Raw genomic sequence first — 20,895 nt, 5'->3', positions numbered from 1 at the left:
ACGATTGATTGAGCTGGATAACCTGCAATTGCACCCTTGGTGCGATAAGGATATTTCTGCTTTCTCTAATCAAGATTATGGAGTTTCGTATGAGCGGCCACGTTAACGAAAGACGCCTAGATTTTGATAATGTGGGTATTCCACAAATTGCAACTGAAGTGCTGAAGGAAGCTACTTCTCAGCCACCACGCGACGCACGTCGAATGGTAGAAGACAAATTGGAGGAAAAGCGTTTAAGGCGTGAATTAATGGACTATGATTTCGACTAACGAAATATGCTGAAACTTTAACGGCTACAGCCAGCTATGCAGGGTGCAGATAATAAATAAAAGTAATCTAAAAATAGGGTTGCTTAAACTGTACTCTGCGTAGTTAATAGATTTTATTGAAAATTTGCCTTTCCTGCCCAAGTCACTTCTATTTTTCCCTGGCTTTTCTCTGTGCTTTTAAATCGTTGGGCTCTGTTTCCCCGTATTGTATTTTCCACTAATTAAAGTTGTTAGGTTTATTATTTTTGCAATGGGAGCTATGGAGATAGGGATGAAGATGTGTATGTACAGAGCCCGTTAGGGATGCGGGCTCTATCGTAGGCATTGAGTTGGCTGTAGCTACATATTTTGTGTGGCTGCAGAATTGCCTCCAAACCAGCCCAGCAGACGCTTGAGTTTTGAAGCTAATTTGCCGCGCTTGGCCTTTCTGTTTTTGTCAGCATCGCTGACTAACCAGGCTACCTGGATAACCAATCTTTTACCTTCGAAAGGCAAGTGTCCGTGGAACGAGTTATCGGCTCGCTTGAATGCGGCCAGGGTACCGTACGAAGGTTTTACCTCTGGGGCTGCGGTATCTTCAAAGTTATCGCCGCTTTTTAAGAAGCGCAGGCAGCCTGTGCCGTCCAAGGACCACTCCGGGTTCAGGTAGAGCAGGGCGGTAGCAATTTTTGACTGTCCGTCGGTATGGATGCGGCCGTGGCGTTTCTTGAGTGTACGGCTAATGGAAACATAGGTTGGGTATTGAGAAAGATTCTCAATACCCAGGTTGTTGCCAATAGCATCGGCAAATTCTGGAGCCCTAAACTGTTCAATCAGTTCATTTATTGTGGTGCCACAACTGCTTCTATCGTAGGGAAGGTAACCGGCCCCTTTAAGCTTTGGGAAGTCTTTGATAAAGGATGCCATCAGGTTCTCGGCCAGCAAGTTCTTGGCCACGAAGAAAGGAAATGGCTGTTGGTGAATCTGGCTTTCTTGGCCAATTAAAGTAGTAGCGTCGAGCCAGGGATCGATATGGGTGGCGAGATTGTTCATAGACACGCATCCTTACGAGCAGAAGAATTGGCCCTTTTGGGGGTCCAGCTTTATGTCGACTTCTGAGATTACCCACTTCCTTGAGGGTACAGCGAGAAACAGGTACTGAATCTCACGACGGTGTGAAAATACCAAAACTACAATTCAGTGCCAATTTAAATAGCGCTTTTCAGTGTGAATCAGTGGGCATTCTTGCGAAAGATCAAGGGTTGCTAAAATGTTGCTCGCTGAGACAATGCAATTAGCGCTGGTGCCGGTATAATGCCGTTCAGATTTGTCAGAGCGGTTTTATCCTGGAATGTCTGTGACCCCTAAGTCCCAAGTTGTGCTGCAAGTGAGAGATCTCGCCTGCGAAAGGGATGGTCGGCGCTTGTTTGAGGGCCTTCAGTTTTCTCTTCAAGCCGGCGCTGCAATTCAAATCAAAGGCAGTAATGGCGCGGGTAAAACGACCTTGCTGCGCACTTTGATTGGCAGTAGCAGTGATTTCACTGGGGAGATCCTTTGGTGTGATACCGCCTACCCGCAATCGCTCTCGGTGATGCGTGAATCCTTACTATATATCGGGCACAGGGGCGGAGTGCGCAGTGGCCTGACTCCGCTGGAAAACCTCACCTGGTATGGTGCTGACCATGAGGACGCGCTTAATGCGCTCGATAAAGTCGACCTGACCGGCTTTGAGGACAGCTTGTGCCACTCCCTTTCCGCCGGCCAGAATCGCCGGGTTGCCCTAGCGCGATTATTTCTACCTGATTCCCCTCGATTGTGGATACTCGATGAGCCACTGACCGCCCTCGACGTTGTGGGTGTTGCTGCATTGGAAGAGCAAATGGCGGTCCATCTTTATAGCGGTGGTTCAATTCTGCTGACCTCACACCAACCTCTGTCATTAGCCGGACTCAGTGAGGTTAATTTGTCTGACTATTCAGTCTCTGAGCCTTTTGAGGATTTTGGGGGAGAGCATGTCGACAGTTGATGTCCAAACACCGGTGAGCGAAGTGCGCAGTGGCCCTGGTTTTATGGCGCTGTTCCGGATTGAAATGCTCTTGGCGTTGAGAAAACGAGCAGATATTGCCAACCCCTTATTATTTTTTGTGACGGTTTTAGCACTTTTGCCGTTAGGGGTAGGACCTGAGCCCGAACTTCTGGCAAAGATGGCTCCGGGCATGATCTGGGTAATGGCCCTACTGTCCACCATGCTATCCCAGGAAAGCCTTTTTAAAGGTGATTTCGAAGATGGCACCCTGGAGCAGCTCACCCTGTTACCACAACCGCTTTATTTTGCGGTTCTTGCAAAATCCCTGGTGCACTGGATTGCCACAGGCTTGCCGCTGGCATTGCTGTCGCCGCTGCTCGCCTTAATGCTGAATCTGCCCGTGGATGGTTATGTTTGTTTGCTGGTTTCCCTATTGCTGGGAACTGCGAGTTTGAGTTTGATCGGAGCCATTGGTGCAGCACTCACTGTTGCCTTGCGCCGCCCCGGTTTGCTCTTGGCACTAATTGTTATGCCGCTGTATGTGCCCGTGCTAATCTTCGGCACCGGCGCAGTACAGGCGGCAATTGATGGCTATGCCTACAGCGCCCAACTGGCGATATTGGCAGCACTCCTAGCGGCTGCTGCGGCACTGGCGCCACTCGCTGCTGCGGGTGCAATACGTATTAGCCTGGATAATTGATTTGGAGGTCTTTCTTGGCTTGGCAATGGTTTCACCGCCTGGGTTCGCCCCGCTGGTTCTATCAAAAAACTGAAGCCTGGCTGCCATGGCTGGCGCTGGCTAGTGTTGTATTGCTCGCTGTAGGCAGTGTTTGGGGCCTAGGTTTTGCCCCAGAAGATGCCAAGCAGGGCAATAGTTACCGCATTATCTTTATCCATGTACCCGCCGCCTTCCTGGCTCTGGCCGGTTACTACATTATGGCGATCAGCGGTGCTATCGGCTTGATCTGGAAGATGAAGCTCTCCTTTGCCGTGATGCGCGCTGCCGCGCCGATCGGTGCGGTATTGACCTTTGTCTCGCTATTTACCGGTGCTGTGTGGGGTAAACCTACCTGGGGTGCTTACTGGGTATGGGATGCCCGCATTACTTCAATGCTGATACTCCTGTTTCTCTATGTCGGCGTTATGGCACTTACCCACGCAGTGAACCGGGAGCAAGTCGCCGACAAAGCTTCTGCGCTGCTGGCCCTGGTGGGCACCGTGAATATCCCGATTATTTACAAGTCCGTAGACTGGTGGTTTACCTTGCACCAGCCCGCGACCATTCGCCTGACCGAATCCAGCAGTATTGATCCGAGTATGTTCTACCCGTTGCTGACCATGATTATCGGTTTCTACTGTATGTATGCCTGGACCCTGCTGACTCACACCCGCACTCTGCTGCTCAAGCGCGAGATGCGCACCAAGTGGGTACAGGAAGAACTGGCGGGAGGTCGATAAAGTGGAGTTTCAATTTGCCAACCTGGCTGATTTCCTGACGATGGACGGCCACGGTGTATTTGTGTGGGTGTCCTACGCGGTGACTTTCCTGAGTCTCGCGGGGATGGCTCTCTACCCTTACATTGCCCGCCGCGGCCTGAAGGCAGAGCTGGTGCGACAGCAGAAAATTGCCCAGCGCCGCCGCCAGGCAGTGAGTGAGCGCACAGTAACCACAAAGAAAGAAACAGCAGAGGAACCGGCTTAATTTCAATTTGCCGGGTTCCAGCGGATAGGGCGATGGAGAACCTATCAGCGCAATAGAATTAAATAGTTATGGAGTAGGACTTAGACAATGCACCCTGTACGCAAGCAACGCCTGATACTCGTACTTGTCCTGGTGGTATTGTCCAGTGCAGCAGTAGGTTTTGTAGCCTATGCGATGCGCGGCAATATCGATTATTTCTATGCCCCCAAGGCCTTTGCAGCGGGTGAAGTCCCGGTGGAAAAGCGGATTCGCGCGGGAGGCTGTGTTGTCCCGGGCAGTGTGCAGCGAGCTACTGATAGCCTGGAAGTCCAGTTTGTGATTACTGATGGCGAGGCTCAACTCTCCGTAGTCTTTGACAAAATCCTGCCGGATCTATTTGCCGAAGGCGAAGCAGCAGTGATTACCGGCCAGTTGATGCCAAGCGGTGTTCTGCGTGCGGACCAGGTTCTGGCCAAGCACGATGAAACTTATACGCCACCTGAAGTAGCCGACACCATGGTTTCCCATGAAGGTTGTTCCGATGGAGCGAAAATATGATCCCTGAGCTGGGCCATTTTGCGTTAATTGTCGGCTTGCTGCTTTCGGTTGCTCTCGCAACAGTGCCGATGGCCGGTAGCTATTCATCGCGCCCTGTGTGGATGGATGCGGGGCGTCCGCTGGCTCTGGGTATTTTTGCGTTCGTTCTGATCGCTTTTGCCTGCCTGACCACTTCTTTTGTGCAAAGTGATTTCACGGTTAATTACGTAGCACAGAACTCCAACAGTATCCTGCCGGTTTATTACAAAGTTACCGCTGTATGGGGTGGGCATGAGGGCTCCATTCTGTTGTGGCTTTTGATTCAGGCTGGTTGGGCTGCGGCAGTAGCGCTGTTTGGTAAGCAGCTGCCCCCAGAGCTTTCCGCGCGTGTTTTATCCGTACTCGGTTTTGTACTGATCGGGTTTTTCCTGTTTATTCTATTTACCTCCAACCCATTTGATCGCACCCTGCCATTCCCGCCGATGGAAGGTTCTGACCTGAACCCGCTGTTGCAGGACCCGGGTATGATTTTCCATCCGCCCTTGCTTTATATGGGGTATGTGGGTTTCTCAGTAGCCTTTGCTTTTGCTATTGCGGCATTGCTCGGTGGACAGCTGGATGCGGTGTGGGCCCGTTGGGCAAGACCCTGGACGGCTGTGGCTTGGGGCTTCCTGACCTTGGGTATTGCCCTGGGTAGCTGGTGGGCTTATTACGAGCTGGGCTGGGGTGGCTGGTGGTTCTGGGACCCGGTTGAGAATGCATCCCTGATGCCTTGGTTGGTAGGGACTGCCTTGATGCACTCCTTGGCGGTAACTGAGAAGCGTGGGCTGTTTAAGAGCTGGACTATCCTGCTGGCGATTTTCGCTTTCAGTCTCAGCCTGCTCGGCACCTTCCTGGTGCGCTCAGGGGTGATTACCTCGGTGCATGCATTTGCTACTGACCCACTGCGAGGCAGCTTTATTCTGGGCTTCCTGGCTGTAATTGTCGGCACTTCGCTGCTGTTATTTGCCCTGCGCGCACCGACAGTCAGCGCTCGCAGTGTTTTCTCTTTCCGCTCTTTGGAAACCTTCCTGCTTGGCAATAACATCCTGTTGATGCTGATTATGGGCATGGTTTTGACCGGTACTCTTTACCCGCTTCTGGCCGACGCCATGAACTGGGGCAAGGTGAGTGTGGGTCCGCCCTTCTTTAATCTTTTCTTCGTGCCACTGATGGTTGTTCTCTGCCTGTTGGTGGGTATGGGCGTGCGCGCCAACTGGAAAGACAGCCGCTGGGACAAACTGCTGAGCGCATGGCGTTTGCCATTTGTCGCTTCGTTGGTAGTTGCGTTGCTGTGGACCCTGGCCCTGGGAGACTTCCACTGGGGAGCGGCGCTCGGAATCTTTATTGGTATCTGGGTCTTTGCTTCCAGCATCGCTGATATCGTGGCTAAAACCCGCAACTCCAGCTCATTCTTTGCCGGCCTTAAGCGCCAGAGAGCCAGTTACTACGGTATGCATATCGCACATATCGGCCTGGCAGTTTCGGTGTTGGGGGTAGTACTAACTACCGTTTACAGCATTGAGGAAGATGTGCGTATGGGTGCTGGGGACAGTTTCCAGGTTTCCGGTTACGACTTCAAATTTGACGGTGTTCGTATGGTTCAGGGGCCTAATTACCGAGCCTTTGAAGGTGTACTGCATGTCAGCAAGGACGGGAAGCCGGTTGCAGAGCTGCATCCCCAGAAACGCAATTACCTGTCTGGTGGCAACACCATGACAGAGGCAGCGATCGATACTGGATTCTTCCGCGATATTTATGTGGCCCTCGGTGAGCCGATGGACAGGTCTAACCCAAGCGGTGATTGGGCTGTGCGACTTCAGTACAAAGCCTTTGTGGTTTGGATTTGGCTGGGTTCGCTTTTGATGGCGATTGGTGGAGCTATTGCTGTAGCGGATAAGCGCTATCGCAAAGCGAAAGCCGCTAAACCTGTAGATGTAGAAGTTACAGGCAATGTTGCTACGGCGTAATAGTTGGAAAGGATAATGTCTAGACTCAAACTCTTTTTGCCCCTGGTAATATTTGTCGTGCTGGCCCTGTTATTTTGGCGGGGCCTCTACCTGAATCCACAGGAAATGCCATCGGCCCTGCTGAATAAACCTGTGCCGGAATTCTCTTTGCAAAAAGTGGCGGATAACAGCCAAATTGTAGAGAAGAAAGATCTTCCCAATGGCCCGCATTTGATGAATGTGTGGGCCACTTGGTGTGTAGCTTGCCGGGTAGAGCACCCCTATTTGAATGCTCTGGCTGAGCAGGGTGTGCCGATCGTTGGCGTTAACCTCAAAGATGAGGATGAGGCAGCAATCAAGTGGTTGGAGAAATTCCACAATCCCTATTTGTATAGCCTCGCCGATAGAGATGGCCGTTTGGCTCTGGACCTCGGTGTTTTCGGTGCGCCGGAAACTTTCCTGGTGGATTCCGAGGGGACTATTCGCTGCAAGCACGTTGGCGTTGTCGACAATAAGGTCTGGCAGACCAAGCTCCAGCCTTTGTATGAAAAATTAAAAAACCAGCGCTGGGACGATATTGTCGGTGAGTTATCAGATTCCCTCATCTCCCGTTGTCAGTGAGACAGAAGAAAAGAAGAGCCGTTTTATTTGTTGGCTGGGGCCAGTAGAGAATAAGGCGGCTTTTCAGCAACAGCTGGATACTGTCCGCGCTCAATATCCCGATGCAAGCCACCACTGTACCGCGTTGGTGATCGGCAACCCTTCCAACCCGGAAGTAATGCAAGCAGATGACGACGGCGAGCCCGGTGGTAGCGCGGGGCGACCAATGCTGGAATTGCTGCTGAAACAGGGTGTCGGTAATGTGGGCGCTATAGTGACCCGCTATTTTGGTGGTACCAAGCTTGGGGTGGGTGGCTTGATGCGCGCCTATCGCGGTGCGGTAGGTGCCGCGCTGCAAGATATTCCGTTGCAGCCCTTTGTTCCCCTAATGCATGTTTCGGTTTGCTGTGATTTTGCCCAGGAAGCTCGCCTGCGCTTTTTGGTGGGGCGTCACCAGGGGAGTTGTGGGCAGGCGGAATATGCCAGTGACGTCACCATGCCAGTTTCAATCCCCCAGGATCAGTGGTCGCAATTGCAGGCGCAACTATTGGCGGAGAGCTTTCAGCTTCTCGATGATCAATAGTTCTTTCAAATGATGCCATACTTGGCGAGCTTGGCTATCTCAGCCCCGGAATAGCCAAGCTCAGCCAAGATATCCTTGGTGTCCTCTCCCAGGGTAGGTGCCCGCTTGAAATTAACCATCTCTCCATCGCAGCGAATTGACGGCGCTAGTATTTTAATATCCTTGCCGTGATCACCGGGTATTGTTTGGATGCGGTCGGTATCGGAAACAAAGGGGTTTGTTAGCGCCTGCTCAACGTCATATACCGGGGCGGCTGGCACTTGGCCAGCTAAAATTTTTAGCCACTCTGCGGTATCTTTTTTTGACAGTATCTCATCCAGTATTTCGGTTAACTCCGATTGGTTTTTCCTGCGTTCCCTGAAATTTACAAACTTGGGTGCGTCAGCTAATTCCGGATGTTCAATACATTGACACAGGGATTTCCAGAACTTTTCCTTATTGCACATCAGGTAAATCCAGTCGTCCTTTGTCTTATAAAGTTGACAAGGGCTTAGGGAAAAGTGTGCTGATCGTGGCACCCGCTTTTGGTTGTGCCCTGCATTTAATTGCCACATAGCCACATAACTTAAATTGTATAAAGCGTTATCAAAAAGGCTGACATCGATATCTCGCCCCTTGCCAGTTTCCCTGGCATTGAGTACTCCGGAAACAACGGCCAGTGCCAGAGCTACCCCAGTGGATAAATCCACCAGGGACAGGCCGCATCGGGTGGGTGGACTGTCAGGTTCACCAGTTAGCTTGAAATAGCCTGCCTCTGCCTGCACGGGGTAATCATATCCCGGCCACTTGGCCCTATCGCCGCTGCGGCCGTAGGCAGTCAAGTGGGCGCAAACAATTTTTGGGTTCAGCTTTCCCAGTTGTTTGTACGTAATACCCAACTTGTCTGGAACATCTCCGCGCAGGTTGTCGGTCAGGGCATCTGCACCAAGAATTAGCTTGTGCAAGATTTGCTGGCCTTGGGGAGAGGAAAGATTGAGGGATAAACTGCGTTTGTTGTGGTTGAAAGTCTGGAAAAAAAGGCTGCTATTGTCCCCGGGTTCACCTTCCAGGAAGTAGGGGCCAACCGTACGGCCTACATCTCCTCCACGAGAGATATCTTCGACCTTAATGATTTCCGCTCCAAGATTTGCCAGATACAAGGTACCAAAAGGGCCGGCACCATATTGTTCTACTGCGACAATCCGCAAGCCTGCGAGAGGTAACATGTCGGAATATTCCACTAAATATAGATACGCCGTATTTCTCAGAATAGAGCAAGAGTCGTAAATTAGATGGGATTGGCTGGTAGATATTGGGAATAGTCGGTCACCCGTATTTTGGTGACCCTCTGACAGGCAGGGCTTACTGAAGGTGAGTGTCGCGATTTAATACAGAGTTGCTAGTCTTTTGGTGAGCTACTGGATTGTTCAGAATCCGGGTGCGGAGAAGGGCACCGGAAACGGATATCCGGCTATGTGTCAAATTGTTGAGAGGGTGCCGCCAGATGGGTAGTGCGACTAAGAGAAGCAAGTATTTTCGCAGCGTCCTGTTTGTCCCTGCGACCCGGCCGGATCGCTATGAAAAAGCAATGACCAGCGGAGCAGATATTGCCTGTGTGGATTTGGAAAATGCCGTTTCCCTGGAAGATAAAGATACTGCAAGAGAGCAGGTGGTCAATTTCTTTACAGGAGAGGATATTATTCCCACTCAGCGCGCGTTGAGAATCAACCAGCTCGATAGCGATTGCGGTATCAAGGATATGTTGATGCTGCTAGATCTGCCGCAACTGCCAGATGTTGTGATTCTTCCCAAGGTTCAATCAGCAGAAGAAGTGATTGGTTTTTGCCAGGTTATGGCCCCCTCCCATAAAACGATTCGAATAATAGCCCTGATTGAATCCCCAAAAGGTTTGGAGAATGCGTTGAGTATTGCCCAGGTAGAGGAGGTGGTTTGTTTGGCCTTTGGTGCGGCTGATTACAGTGCAACAGTGGGGTCGGATATGAGCTGGGATGCTCTTTTATATGGCAGGGGGCGGCTGGTTCAGGCTGCTGCATTTGCCGGCATTGATGCTGTAGATGGCCCCTATTTGGAACTGGATGATGAAAGAAGCCTAATTGAGGAAACACAGAGGGTCTCCGCCCTCGGGTTTTCTGGAAAAATAGCCATCCATCCAAAGCAAATTAAACCGATTCACCAAGGGTTGGCACCATCTAGTGAGGCGCTCTCTCATGCTCAGCGAGTACTGAAAGCTTATAAAGAGAATCATGGTGGAGTTCTTGTAGTTGATGGACAGATGGTGGATATGCCCGTGGTTGAGCGGGCACTGAAAACTGTGGCGGCCTCGAAGGGATTGTGACCGTACTGTAGCAGAGCCAAACTCACCGGAGCCTTTCGGTAAGGCAAGAGGTTTCTATGCCCCGCTATCATTTTCCCGCATATATAAAGGCCGGCAAAAATCGCTACCGAGAGCGTTACGGTCTCGATTTTGAAGACTTTAAGGTAGGGCAGGTTTTTCACCATAGGCCCGGCGTTACCATTAGCCAGCACGATAATAAGGAAGAGTGCGTCAAGACCTTAAATCAAGCCATGCTGCATTTTGATGAGTGTTACACCGCCCAAACTGAATTCGGTAAGCCGTTAATCGATACTACTTTAGCGGTTCAACAGCTAATGGGCTTGATCTGGAAGACCTACAATCGACGAAAAAAAATTGTTGGTTGGAGAAAAATTTCCATGGTGGCACCAGCTTATGGCGGTGATACCTTGTATTCTGAGAGTAAGGTTCTTGAAGTCCAGGCAGGTAGTGAGTATGACGACGCGGGGCTAGTAGAAATTGTTATATATGGAAAGAATCAAGACAAGAAGACTATTTGCGAAATGCAGTGTGATATGTTGATTTTCAAGCGCAATCACCTACCTTTCTCTGCGAACGGCTACTAAATTTTCATTTTCCATATTTAGGTGACCTCAATGAAAGAGTCATTTAATTTTTTGCGGGAAGTAGAAGATAACGTTTATATAGAAACGGTTGGAATAGACTTTGAAGATTTTGAAGTGGGGCAAATATTCGAGCATCGTCCAGGTCGAACCTTCACTGAAGCTAGCTGTATCGACTATGCACTTCGCTCATTCGATCTCAGCCCGTTTATCACTGATAAAGTTTATGCGCGTCGAGTTTATGGTGATAGGCAACGAGTATTGGAGACATTTGTTTTAAGCGCAATGGCGCATACAACTAGGACGTTTGGAAAGGTTGTAGCTAACTTGGAGATGAGTGACTGTGAGTTGCAGCCAGTTTATGTAGGAGATACTTTATACTTCGAATCTGAGATACTTTCCAAAAGGGAGTCAAAATCAAGGCCTGAACAGGGGCTGCTCAGCATATATTCCCGCGCTCAAAATCAACATGGTGAATGGGTTTGTGCTTACAAGCGAACGTTACTTGTTTATCGTAAGAACTTTGGTCCCTATAAAGCTGCGGGATATTGACTTGTTAACTTAGCTATTTTTTCATTGAACTCTGAAGTTCAGCCAAATTTTTACTTAATTTTATCGTTGTAAAAGGAACTCATGTCAAAAATCTCTCCAGTAAACGGTAACTCTACAGAACACCCATATATTTCCCTGATTGCAGTCTTATAAATAAAAGTTACACGTGCTTATTACGTAGTATCTCGGGATGCTGATTGTATTCACCTATATATTGCGGCTATAACAACCCAAAGATATGCACATGTACTAGATGGAGACTGAGAGATGAATATATGCTGCCATTCTTGTTGGTTAGCTTTATCTTCTTGAAGTATGTTGCTTGATAATATGGTACAATTACTTTTGAATGAAACCTTAACAATATTGTTAGTAATGTTAAATCGAGGAGATTTAAATTAAATATAATAAATCAGCTTGGGAGGCGATTTTTCTACTAAAAGAAAACGGTCATCTCGATGATCCTGGAGCTATGAACTTAATTCACAAGTATCTTTTCATGTGTTGCCGTAGAATTTGGGTCCTGCTGCCTGATTCGGGAAGCAGGAAAGGTGTTAAAGCGGCAGAAAAATATTGCAATGGTGAAATGTCTTGGGGTGAAACTTGCAGAGTAGACTGGTATTCCGAGGCGTCGGCGTTTTTATTTGAGCATGATGATGAAGCCTGTCCGAAGATATCTCAATATATAAATGAGATAAATGTTCGCCGAGAATCGATAGGGAGTCTTCTTGTTCCCCCCAAGGAGATTAATTCGAGTGAGGTAAAGGAGTTGCTAAAGGAAGCTGCATATTTTGCAAACAACGCTTTAAATTTCCCTTTTACTAGCGGTGGTACGTTTGTATCTCGAAAGCAGTCAATGAAGAATTTTGGGAAATTTCTACCATTGGATTTGTTGGAGGAAATGGTTCCAGAGTCATTATTAAAAGATGTTAGTGAGAGAAGTCCTTAATAATAACTTGCGATATGTATCCAGCCTGTGTTGCCACGAACTTTGGGTAAATGTACTAATTACCTCCATCAGTTTAATAAGACGTAATATATAAATGCTATAAAGAAGTGTCTGCCCCATATACTCATAGTCTTTTTGGTTTTAGTAGCTTTCTGTTTTGGAGCAATCTTCGGTGCGTATACATTTCTAGGAATGGCTTCCTAGAGCTCCCTTCAAGATGAATATATTAAGTTAGCAAGTGGTAATAGAGTGTTAGTAGAATAAGGCGCATAGACAAGATGCGTCACATTCTATGCCTGTTACGTAATGCGTTAAGGTATCAAATCAGGTGAATCAAGAATCGTAGGAATTTACTCAAAAAGTAATATACTTGTGGGAGACAGAAAGAGTGTCAATTTAAAAAAAATTTCAATATAACAAAGCAGGGAAAATAGTTTAAAAAATTTAGAGAGAGAAAAATTTGGATATCCAGATACGCAAAGAGAGTAAAAGAGATATTGAGTCAATCCACAGAGTCACTACCTTGGCTTTTCGGGATGCTCCGTATACTGATCACTCTGAGCAGTTTATCGTGAAGGCCCTTCGCCAGGCTGATGCATTATTTATATCAAAGGTGGCTGAAGTGGATGAAGAAATTATAGGACACATTGCCATTTCTCCAGTTGTTATTTCTGATGGCTCAGCCAACTGGTTCGGGCTCGGGCCGATTTCAGTACTACCTGAGTATCAAGGAAGAGGGGTTGGCTCAAAGCTTGTTCAGAGCGTCCTGGCTGACCTCAAAGAACAAGGTGCGGCAGGTTGCGTTGTACTGGGGGAGCCTACTTATTACGGACGTTTTGGCTTCAAAGTTATTGAAGGGCTGGTTTTACCCGATGTACCCGTAGAGTACTTCCAGGCACTGTCGTTTGATGACGATTTTCCAAGTGGAGAGGTTGTATATCACAAAGCATTCTCGGCACGAGCTTAACTGTCAGCTGCACTGCGATGGACCTTCCACCGTTTTACAGATAGAAAAGGGCGGACGAGTAAAATTGTATTTTTTATAGGCGTGATAATGAATATATGAGAAAATATGAAAAGAGTTAGATCTATCATTAAGTACCAGTAAGCATAGCAAAAAGACTATATGGATATAGTGGATAGCTCGCTTCTCCCAAAGGGGATGCTTGTATGAATTATAATACGCATAAATTTCAAGTTTTATTGCAATGTCAATTATAAAAATTTTATGGAGAAAAAGTGGCTGAACTTCCCTCTAATATTTATTTGAAACTGCCGAAGTCGATTGAGTTTCAAGATTTCTTGTCATTATTGGATAGTGAGTCTGAATCAGACTTTGTAAACGCTGCCACTATATTAAGCCCGGAACACGGACTCGAACTTGCGAAGAAATTACTAGAGCAGCTTAGTGACTTTTTTGAAGTTCGTCCGGAGAGTTTTAAAAAGTACGGCTCCGTAATCGGTATTCGATACGTTCTAGGTATGCAAGCGGAGCAGATACTTGATGAGCTATTGCTATTTTATGGACAGCTAGTTAACCCCATTGATCTTAGGGCATATATATCGGGTGATGATTCGTGGGAGATTTTTTACAGGGTTGAAGATGGTAAATTAATAAAAGAGCATTGCCAGGCCGATGAATCTGAAGTTACGGAGTTGATTCAAACTGTGTATGCTTGGTGGCATCAGGGGCTACCCAAGTCAATTTTTGAAGGCCAATTAATTGATTTTCGTACCGAAGTACCAAAACCAATTAAGCCCATAAAAATCATAACGAAAACAAAAATAAAAGTGCCGGATGACTACTTTTGGGAAATGATATTTTTCAATATGATCCCGGGCAAGAATGAAACACCCCATAATGATGATATTCATTCTTATTGGAGCTATTCCTGGGAGGGAACCGATGATCGGTACCAACAGGTTATGTGTGCATTTAAGCGATTACGGACTGCTTATGTTCGGTGCGGTGTAGATTTTAAGAGGCATGAAGGTTCAGGTTGTGACATAACCTATAATTTTAGTGAAAGTTCAAATAACAGCAGTTATGCACTCACTTATGCTTTGTTTAGTGCGCTTATTGGAGCTGAGGTTAAACAATTTGTTACGATGTATCCAGATTTTGAGAAACATTATATTTGTACAGGTGGGGTCGTGACTGTGGAGGTGCGCCAGAACAAGAAGGTTATCTCTACAGAAATCCATAATGTTAAGAGTATACTCTTGGATGGTGATTAGTTTAAAAGATTAATATATTGGTTAAATTGATATTAAGTGATGCGAGAATCGGCCCATGAGTATAGAAATTAGACATAGTAGAAAAGAAGATATTCCTGAAATTAAAGATATATATGCTCAGTCTTCCTGCTATGCAGGAACACTCCAAGTCCCATACCCTTCAATAGATAAATGGGAGAAGTTTCTGGGGAATATCCCCGATAACTTTTATAGCATTGTAGCTGTTCTGGATGGGATGATCGTCGGCCAAATTGGAATGGAGGTGTTCTCGAATCCAAGGCGAAAGCATGTCTCAAATATAGGTATGGCAGTAAGTGAAGAGCATCAAAAGAGTGGGGTTGGCTCAAAGCTTTTGGAGGCGATGCTCAACTTATCTATTAACTGGCTTGCCGTTCGTCGTATAGAGTTGGAGGTTTATACTGATAATGAACAGGCTATAGGTCTATATAAGAAGTATGGATTTGAGGTCGAAGGCACTGCAAGAAATTATGCATTTAGAAATGGTGAGTATGCGGATGTCTATTTAATGGCTAAGGTGATTTAGCTCAATATAACTGCTGATACGTATACTCTCTGGTATCAGTTACATATAGCGTATTTCTTTATTTTGGTTTATGAACATGGAGTTTTTCTCAAGGATGTCTGAAATTAATATTCGCTCTGCGAATGAGCGGGATCTAGCTAGGTGCTTTGAGATTGAATCTGTATCTTATGCTGGTAACGAGGCAGCAACAAAAGAAAAGATTTTAAAGCGAATTTTGACTTACCCTGAAGGTTTCCTTGTTATAGAGAATAATAAGGAAGTTATAGGTTTTATTAATTCAGGAGCAACTCACGACGTAGAATTATCTAACGAAGAGTTTAAAGAGCTGGTGGGGCATGATTCGAATGGAGAAAATGTTGTTATTATGTCTCTGGTGGTTCACCCCAAATATCAAGGTAAGGGTATGGCAAATAAGCTATTGAATAGCTTTATTAGCTCTATGAGTAAGCTAGGGAAAAAGAAAATTTATCTGATATGTCAGGATGAGCTTGTTGGTATGTATTCTAAATATGGGTTTATTCATCAAGGTAAATCCGATTCTACTCATGGTGGCTTGAGTTGGCATGAGATGTTTCTTACGCTAAAAAGTAAATAAATGGAACATTGTTGGATTTTTCTCATTTTCTTTCTGGAGTCTTTGTAAATTCAAGCCATATCTATTGGGTTGAATTGATTACAAATAGAATCTGCGTCAGAGATTGAAAAAGTTGGCACTGGTTTGACAGTGCCAATATAACCTCAGTGGATTGGCAGCCTAAATATGCCAGAAGTAGTTTTACATAGCACTTTGATTTATCTTTAATTCCATATTGTAGGGTGTGGTAAATAGATGGCGGCGTCTGACAATGGCTTCAGAAAGCATCTCTAACGCCTGACAAGTATCTCCCCAGTCGATACAAGCATCAGTAACCGATTGTCCGTAGGTCATCTTGTCCCAGGGGCAAATTTTTTGGCTTCCTTCTTCGAGGAAGCTCTCAATCATTACTGCTGAGATATTTCTTTGCCCTGTACTGATTTGATCGCAGAGAGATTCCACAACAATCATTTGATTACTATGTATTTTCTGGCTGTTGCCGTGGCTGCAATCAACCATAATGCCGGAGGGGAGCGATGTATAATTAAGCTGAGATATCGCCTGTTCTATGTCCTCAGCATGATAATTGGGCCTTCTTCCTCCACGAAGAATTAAGTGGCAGTTAGGGTTGCCTGTAGACTGAACAGCTTCAAGTTTTCCATTGTGGGTTGTGGTACAGAATATCTGTTGAGATTGAGCTGCCTGAATTGCATCGATTGCAACTTTGACATTTCCGTCAGTACTATTTTTAAATCCGATAGGGCAGGGAAGTGCAGAGGCTAATTCCCGGTGTGTTTGTGATTCCGTGGTACGAGCGCCGATAGCTCCCCAGGAAATCAGGTCTGCTATGTAGAGTGCATTCAGAGGGCACAGGAATTCAGTGGCAGTACCTAGTCCCAGTGCATTGATGTTGAGCAATAACTCCCTGGCTTTGGTGAGCCCGGTATGCATATCGGCACTGCCATCCAGATGAGGATCATAAATAAAGCCTTTCCAGCCTACTGTGGTACGCGGTTTCTCAAAATATGTACGCATGACAAGACAAAGACTGCTTTCAAACCGGTTTTGAATTTCGGACAGTTTTTGCGCATAGTCTAGCGCAGCTTCAGGGTCGTGAATTGAGCACGGACCGACCACAACCAGTAGGCGGTCATCTTCACCGCTTAGTATTCTGGCAACCTGGTGGCGAGTTCGCTCGATCGCTAAAGCGGTATCAGACGGGCAGGGCATTTTTTGGATCAGCTCGTCATTACCCGGGAGTTTCATATGAGTCCGTGCGCTCAGAATAGCTGGAACGTCAGACATAAAATGGTCCTTCTCTTCTTAACGAAAGTGCTGTCGGTATAGTCGGTGGTGATTAATATTCAACGACACTTAATATGCCGCCTTGATGGGGTTGATAGGTGGCTGTATAGGTGCTTCCACTGAGAACTCTGGGGGAGAGGTCCTGCAAAATTCTTAGTTCTAACTTTTGTTGCTGGGGCGATACTGAAGTAATTTCAACATCCAGAAAGTCAAAGTACTTTCCGACTTTTGGGTATAGCGCCTTGAAAAAGCTTTCTTTCACTGAGAAAGCTATTGTTAGCCACTGTTCCAGAGGAAAACCGCTCTCCGATAGTAGGCTTACTTCTGAATTACTGACTATATTGTGTTTGATTTCTTCGGCAGTTTTATCTGAAATAATTGTTTCATAATCAATTCCAAGCCCTTCAGATGTAGTGCTGGCTGCACAGATTGCTCGGTTGCCAGCATGGGTAATAGAAGCTTGCACACCCTTTGGCCATACTGGACAGCGGTTCTTCCCTACAGGGATTTCTTTTACCGGCATACCCAGCTTGCTGAGAGCAAAGTGTGCACAGGCTCGTCCAGCAAGAAATTCGGCCTGTCGGGACGGGACTGCGTTGTTTAATACATCTGAAAAAGGAATATTAAGCAGTTCAAAAAATGAGTCACAATAGTTTCTCACGCTAAAAGTGGTTTCTATCAGGCAACCAGAAAAGTGATTGGACTCGATATTTTGAAACCCACCTAAAAACGCAGATGTTGAGTTGCAACTATCATTAAAAGGGTCCTGGTTCATGATGTCGTAGCTTCTTCAGTATCTATATTTTTTCGTCTTGGGGGAGGTGCTTGGCGGAGAGGTTATTCTCTATGATTTTTTTCATCTGAAGCCCTCTTTAAGCCATTTGATCCTAGAGAGCTAGCGATAACAATACCAACTGTTGCAGAGAAAAAATAAAGAGTCCCGGCCATAGAGACAAGAATTTTATCTAGAATACTAACCCCAAAATTACCAAAGGTATTGCCTGTGAAATATTGGGTAGCCCATAGGTTGTTTGTTCGACCATGGTGTTGTATTTGGTTCTTATTATCAATGTGAGTTAGCGTCGTTTCCCAGTTGGAACCGATCCATATTTTTATGATGGGGATTAAGCGATAGCTGCCTATCCATTGCTTCTTTACCTTCGAACTTTGCGGCTGGCTGCCAAGCTTATAAAGAACTAGAGCGGTGAGAGAAAATAAATTTGAGTGCATGACAGCTGTGATGACAGTCCCTGTGTTTTTAAGCTTGAGCAATATAGACAGGTCTATCCCCGATATTAATTTTTAAGAAGAAGTAATGATGGGTCACTAGACTACCCCAGCTAGACACTAAACGCAAATAAAAATTATTATCATTTGGGGTTTTGGTGAAGTGGCGCCACATTTTCTTCCAAGCCCAAGAATTAGTTGATTTCCAGCTTCTCGTGCTGACTATTTTTCATCCACCATTTCCTGTTTGGGATTGTGAGGCAATGGGTTTTCTGCAGAAATTAACTAGCGGGTAGCTCAGGTTGCTACTTGTGGCATCAAGTGGCTTTATGAGTAAGTGTTATGGGTGGTTTGCCAAGGCTAAGATGGCAGGAATTCGCAACTCTGTGGGAGCGCTCCCCTCTAATCCCCATAGCCGATTTATTTTGTAAAAATAGAGCTTCACTATTTGATTTCTATAGTAAATTCCCATGTGCTGAATATGGTTATTATACCATTTCCATGGATATTATTAATCCTAATGAGTTGCCTGTATTTGTAAGGGATTGCTAACTGATGGCTTGGGGCCGGATATTCTGGTCAATGCAGTGGTATTCAGTAGGTTGGGGTATACCCGACCTGATATTTAATTAACGGGAGGACCGCTTATTGATAGGTGTCACAGCCACTTTACTTGGTGAAAGAGCTGGCTCACTATTTTAAGAGTGTGAAAAAGTTGTCAAAGGCCAAAAATTACCATCTCAATCGTTTTATTTTTACGTATTTAAATTTCTATTACGAATGAGCTAATTTATTTAGCGTTTCTATTTTAATTTACTTTGGCTTATTGCTCGCGTTCGACAGCATGTCTCTTTTTGCTGTATTTTTGTCTTTATATTTTTTGGGGGGGGTAGGAAACTATTTTTCTTGAAATATAGCCTCCCAAGTTATCACGACATCAACCATTGTAACTATAACTTTACTTTTTAATCTCCTTCGCCTCTCACTTTATCTTATTTCTGGTTTTTCTTTTCACTGAAGCTTGGTAGGGTTGCGCGCGATTCAATCCATATTCCTTGGGGAGGGATGTTGTGAAGTTTAAAAGCAGTTCGGTAGTTATTGCATGTGGTGTGATCTTGAGCGCTTGTGGGGGCAGCTCATCTGGAGGAGGAGATGATAGTGGCGGAGGTTCCTCGATCTCAGAAGCGACGACTCCCTACCTATATTTCAATTCAGCAAAAGTGTTCACTTTTGAATGGTCGGATGTTGAAGGGGCTACCTATTATCAACTTCTTGAGAACAAAGATGGGCAATCTGGCTATGAAGTAGTTAGCGATAAAATTTCTGCAGGTTCTGAAATTGTAGAAATTAAGGTGCCTCTATTTGAGCGATTGAATGCTCGCTATATATTGCAAAGCTGTGATGATACAACTTGCCTGGATTCAAATGAAATATCGATTGATGAGGAAGTTGTCGATAGTATTGGTTATTTCAAGGCTGGTAATGCCGAAGCCGGTGACCAGTTTGGTTGGTCCGTTGTGATTAGTGACGACGGCTCTACCATAGCTGTTGGTGCGACTGGCGAAGATAGTAATGAGTTAAACGAATTTAATAATGCAGCTAGCGGGTCAGGGGCTGTATATATTTTTGATTATGGTGAAGATGGTTGGGTTTACCGAGCTGTTTTAAAAGCTTTAGAGGTTGAAAGTGGAGCTGCATTTGGATCTGCAGTGAGTCTCAGTGGCGACGGAAATACGTTGGCTGTTGGTGCCTACAAAGAAAATGGTGAGGATGATAACTTTTCGGCTGGCGCAGTTCATATATTCACCCGTGAGGATTTGGAGTGGACTCACAGCGCTAAACTAAGAGCAGATAATCATGGCTACTATGATTTTTTTGGGCGGGCGTTGAGTTTAAGCGGTAATGGAACAACCTTGGCAGTTGCAGCCCCATCTGAAGATAGTAGTGCTACCGGTGTCAATAGTGGCCCTGATAATGACGACGCTTTGGATTCTGGTGCAGTATATATCTTCCAGTATTCTGGGGTTGAGTGGGGTCAAGAAGCTTATTTGAAGGCAAGTGATAGTAATTCAAATATGGACTTCGGTTCATCCCTTAGCTTGAGTGATGATGGTTCCATTCTGGCGGTTGGTGCTATTGGTGGGCATGGTGGCAGGGGAGCAACTTATATCTTCTCCAATAATGGAGGCTGGGCTCAGCAACAGCTACTTACTGCAGATAGCGCAAGAGTGGGCGATCGTTTTGGTTGGGATGTTAGTTTTAGTAGCGACGGCAACCTGCTCGCTGTGGGCGCCCCACTTCAAGCAGGTGCTTCAGAGGACCCTGATGATCGCGATGGCTTCAATAATGGCGCTGTCTATCTATTTTCATACGAAGAAGATTCTTGGCACCAAAGTGCCTACCTTAAAGCGAGTAACACCGATGAAGATGATGCTTTTGGTACGTCTATTAGCCTGAACAATGATGGCTCACTACTTGCGGTAGGTGCTCAGGAGAGTAGTGCTGGTATAGGTTTCTATGCTGATAGCAATGACAACTCGGCATCTAGGGCGGGCGCGGCCTATATGTATTCGATGGTTGATGGGCAGTGGATTGAGAGCACTTACCTGAAAGCTAATAACACCGATGAGCGTGACTACTTTGGAACTTCAATTGCTTTAAGTGGCGATGGTGATACCCTGGTAGTGGGCGCTCCAGAAGAGCAGGGCTCGGATACTGGGATTATGGCTGATCCAGATTTAAATGATGCGGATGCTGCGGGAGCTATTTATATTTACTAGTTAATTCTTTCCTTTTGTGGGGTTTTATACTTGAAGGGGCTTCAATCCGACAAGACCGTATCCGGCTTGGAGTCCTGATTGTCGGTTCTATTGCGCAATATTCTGACTTTACACATACAGTGGTAAAAGGAAAGGTCCAGTTGCGAT

At 46.1% G+C, this 20,895-nt stretch carries 23 protein-coding genes; 18 read left to right on the top strand and 5 right to left on the bottom strand.

Annotation, left to right across the window (positions count from 1 at the left end; translation table 11 throughout):
- Positions 1–89 precede the first annotated feature (89 nt).
- Complete coding sequence (locus tag ACYX4J_RS13950; protein ID WP_108735213.1) at positions 90–269, top strand: PA3496 family putative envelope integrity protein; 180 nt, start codon at positions 90–92, stop codon at positions 267–269.
- A 339-nt stretch (positions 270–608) separates the two neighbouring features.
- Here the strand turns inward: ACYX4J_RS13950 and ACYX4J_RS13945 are convergent, their stop codons facing one another.
- Entirely contained in the window at positions 609–1,301 is a 693-nt protein-coding gene (locus tag ACYX4J_RS13945) for a 2OG-Fe(II) oxygenase (RefSeq protein ID WP_413665103.1), read from the bottom strand.
- A gap of 304 nt (positions 1,302–1,605) precedes the next feature.
- Between ACYX4J_RS13945 and ccmA the strand changes: the two genes are divergently transcribed.
- From ccmA to ACYX4J_RS13905, 8 genes are all read left to right on the top strand, one after another.
- Positions 1,606–2,274 (top strand): cytochrome c biogenesis heme-transporting ATPase CcmA, encoded by a 669-nt coding sequence (gene ccmA / locus ACYX4J_RS13940; protein ID WP_445364773.1) that lies wholly within the window; start codon positions 1,606–1,608, stop codon positions 2,272–2,274.
- Complete coding sequence (ccmB, locus tag ACYX4J_RS13935) at positions 2,261–2,974, top strand: heme exporter protein CcmB (protein WP_282933519.1); 714 nt, start codon at positions 2,261–2,263, stop codon at positions 2,972–2,974. Before ccmA ends, ccmB begins: the two co-directional genes overlap by 14 nt.
- Positions 2,975–2,988: 14 nt before the next feature.
- A complete protein-coding gene (locus ACYX4J_RS13930) occupies positions 2,989–3,732 on the top strand; it encodes a heme ABC transporter permease (protein WP_282933518.1) in 744 nt (247 codons plus the stop codon).
- A gap of 1 nt (position 3,733) precedes the next feature.
- Entirely contained in the window at positions 3,734–3,976 is a 243-nt protein-coding gene (ccmD, locus tag ACYX4J_RS13925) for a heme exporter protein CcmD (RefSeq protein WP_444912610.1), read from the top strand.
- 87 nt (positions 3,977–4,063) lie between these two features.
- Positions 4,064–4,513, top strand: a complete 450-nt coding sequence (locus tag ACYX4J_RS13920; protein ID WP_444916637.1) for a cytochrome c maturation protein CcmE — start codon at positions 4,064–4,066, stop codon at positions 4,511–4,513.
- Positions 4,510–6,501: a heme lyase CcmF/NrfE family subunit gene (locus ACYX4J_RS13915; RefSeq protein ID WP_444916638.1), complete on the top strand. Its 1,992-nt coding sequence runs from the start codon at positions 4,510–4,512 to the stop codon at positions 6,499–6,501. The genes ACYX4J_RS13920 and ACYX4J_RS13915 overlap by 4 nt, the downstream gene beginning before the upstream one ends.
- 15 nt (positions 6,502–6,516) lie before the next feature.
- Positions 6,517–7,101, top strand: coding sequence for a DsbE family thiol:disulfide interchange protein (locus tag ACYX4J_RS13910; protein WP_444896644.1), 585 nt, complete (start codon positions 6,517–6,519; stop codon positions 7,099–7,101).
- On the top strand, positions 7,064–7,663 hold the full coding sequence (locus ACYX4J_RS13905) for an IMPACT family protein (protein WP_476176853.1): 600 nt from the start codon (positions 7,064–7,066) through the stop codon (positions 7,661–7,663). Before ACYX4J_RS13910 ends, ACYX4J_RS13905 begins: the two co-directional genes overlap by 38 nt.
- A 5-nt stretch (positions 7,664–7,668) precedes the next feature.
- Here ACYX4J_RS13905 and ACYX4J_RS13900 read toward each other — a convergent pair whose 3' ends face one another.
- Positions 7,669–8,868 carry a CaiB/BaiF CoA transferase family protein gene (locus tag ACYX4J_RS13900; RefSeq protein WP_476176852.1) on the bottom strand — a complete coding sequence of 400 codons (1,200 nt, stop codon included), beginning with the start codon at positions 8,866–8,868 and terminating at the stop codon, positions 7,669–7,671.
- 278 nt (positions 8,869–9,146) lie between these two features.
- On the opposite strand from ACYX4J_RS13900, the gene ACYX4J_RS13895 reads away from it, so the two are divergent.
- The 8 genes from ACYX4J_RS13895 to ACYX4J_RS13860 all read left to right on the top strand — a co-directional run bounded on the left by ACYX4J_RS13895 (position 9,147) and on the right by ACYX4J_RS13860 (position 15,457).
- The gene (locus ACYX4J_RS13895) at positions 9,147–9,998 is read left to right on the top strand and encodes an HpcH/HpaI aldolase/citrate lyase family protein (protein WP_444942191.1); all 852 of its coding nucleotides are present in this window, start codon (positions 9,147–9,149) and stop codon (positions 9,996–9,998) included.
- Positions 9,999–10,054: 56 nt separating this feature from the next.
- Complete coding sequence (locus tag ACYX4J_RS13890) at positions 10,055–10,582, top strand: MaoC family dehydratase (RefSeq protein WP_444942190.1); 528 nt, start codon at positions 10,055–10,057, stop codon at positions 10,580–10,582.
- Between the two features lie 30 nt (positions 10,583–10,612).
- On the top strand, positions 10,613–11,131 hold the full coding sequence (locus tag ACYX4J_RS13885; protein ID WP_476176851.1) for a MaoC family dehydratase: 519 nt from the start codon (positions 10,613–10,615) through the stop codon (positions 11,129–11,131).
- Between the two features lie 472 nt (positions 11,132–11,603).
- Positions 11,604–12,080: a hypothetical protein gene (locus ACYX4J_RS13880; protein WP_476176850.1), complete on the top strand. Its 477-nt coding sequence runs from the start codon at positions 11,604–11,606 to the stop codon at positions 12,078–12,080.
- A gap of 460 nt (positions 12,081–12,540) precedes the next feature.
- A complete protein-coding gene (locus tag ACYX4J_RS13875; protein ID WP_476176849.1) occupies positions 12,541–13,047 on the top strand; it encodes a GNAT family N-acetyltransferase in 507 nt (168 codons plus the stop codon).
- 272 nt (positions 13,048–13,319) lie between these two features.
- Positions 13,320–14,318, top strand: a complete 999-nt coding sequence (locus tag ACYX4J_RS13870; protein WP_476176848.1) for a hypothetical protein — start codon at positions 13,320–13,322, stop codon at positions 14,316–14,318.
- Between the two features lie 55 nt (positions 14,319–14,373).
- Positions 14,374–14,862 carry a GNAT family N-acetyltransferase gene (locus ACYX4J_RS13865; RefSeq protein ID WP_476176847.1) on the top strand — a complete coding sequence of 163 codons (489 nt, stop codon included), beginning with the start codon at positions 14,374–14,376 and terminating at the stop codon, positions 14,860–14,862.
- Positions 14,863–14,956: 94 nt separating this feature from the next.
- A complete protein-coding gene (locus tag ACYX4J_RS13860; RefSeq protein WP_476176846.1) occupies positions 14,957–15,457 on the top strand; it encodes a GNAT family N-acetyltransferase in 501 nt (166 codons plus the stop codon).
- Between the two features lie 180 nt (positions 15,458–15,637).
- Here the strand turns inward: ACYX4J_RS13860 and ACYX4J_RS13855 are convergent, their stop codons facing one another.
- From ACYX4J_RS13855 to ACYX4J_RS13845, 3 genes are all read right to left on the bottom strand, one after another.
- Positions 15,638–16,741, bottom strand: coding sequence for a 3-deoxy-7-phosphoheptulonate synthase (locus ACYX4J_RS13855; RefSeq protein WP_476176845.1), 1,104 nt, complete (start codon positions 16,739–16,741; stop codon positions 15,638–15,640).
- Positions 16,742–16,793: 52 nt separating this feature from the next.
- On the bottom strand, positions 16,794–17,516 hold the full coding sequence (locus ACYX4J_RS13850; RefSeq protein WP_476176844.1) for a 4'-phosphopantetheinyl transferase family protein: 723 nt from the start codon (positions 17,514–17,516) through the stop codon (positions 16,794–16,796).
- 62 nt (positions 17,517–17,578) lie between these two features.
- Positions 17,579–18,013, bottom strand: coding sequence for a hypothetical protein (locus ACYX4J_RS13845; protein WP_476176843.1), 435 nt, complete (start codon positions 18,011–18,013; stop codon positions 17,579–17,581).
- Between the two features lie 1,025 nt (positions 18,014–19,038).
- Here ACYX4J_RS13845 and ACYX4J_RS13840 point away from each other — a divergent pair.
- Positions 19,039–20,748, top strand: coding sequence for an FG-GAP repeat protein (locus tag ACYX4J_RS13840; protein WP_476176842.1), 1,710 nt, complete (start codon positions 19,039–19,041; stop codon positions 20,746–20,748).
- The last annotated feature ends 147 nt before the right edge of the window (positions 20,749–20,895 follow it).

This window comes from Microbulbifer sp. ABM4_008, from assembly GCF_056311705.1.
The sequence above is the reverse complement of the archived record's forward strand: the minus strand, read 5'-3'. Positions and strand labels throughout refer to the sequence as shown.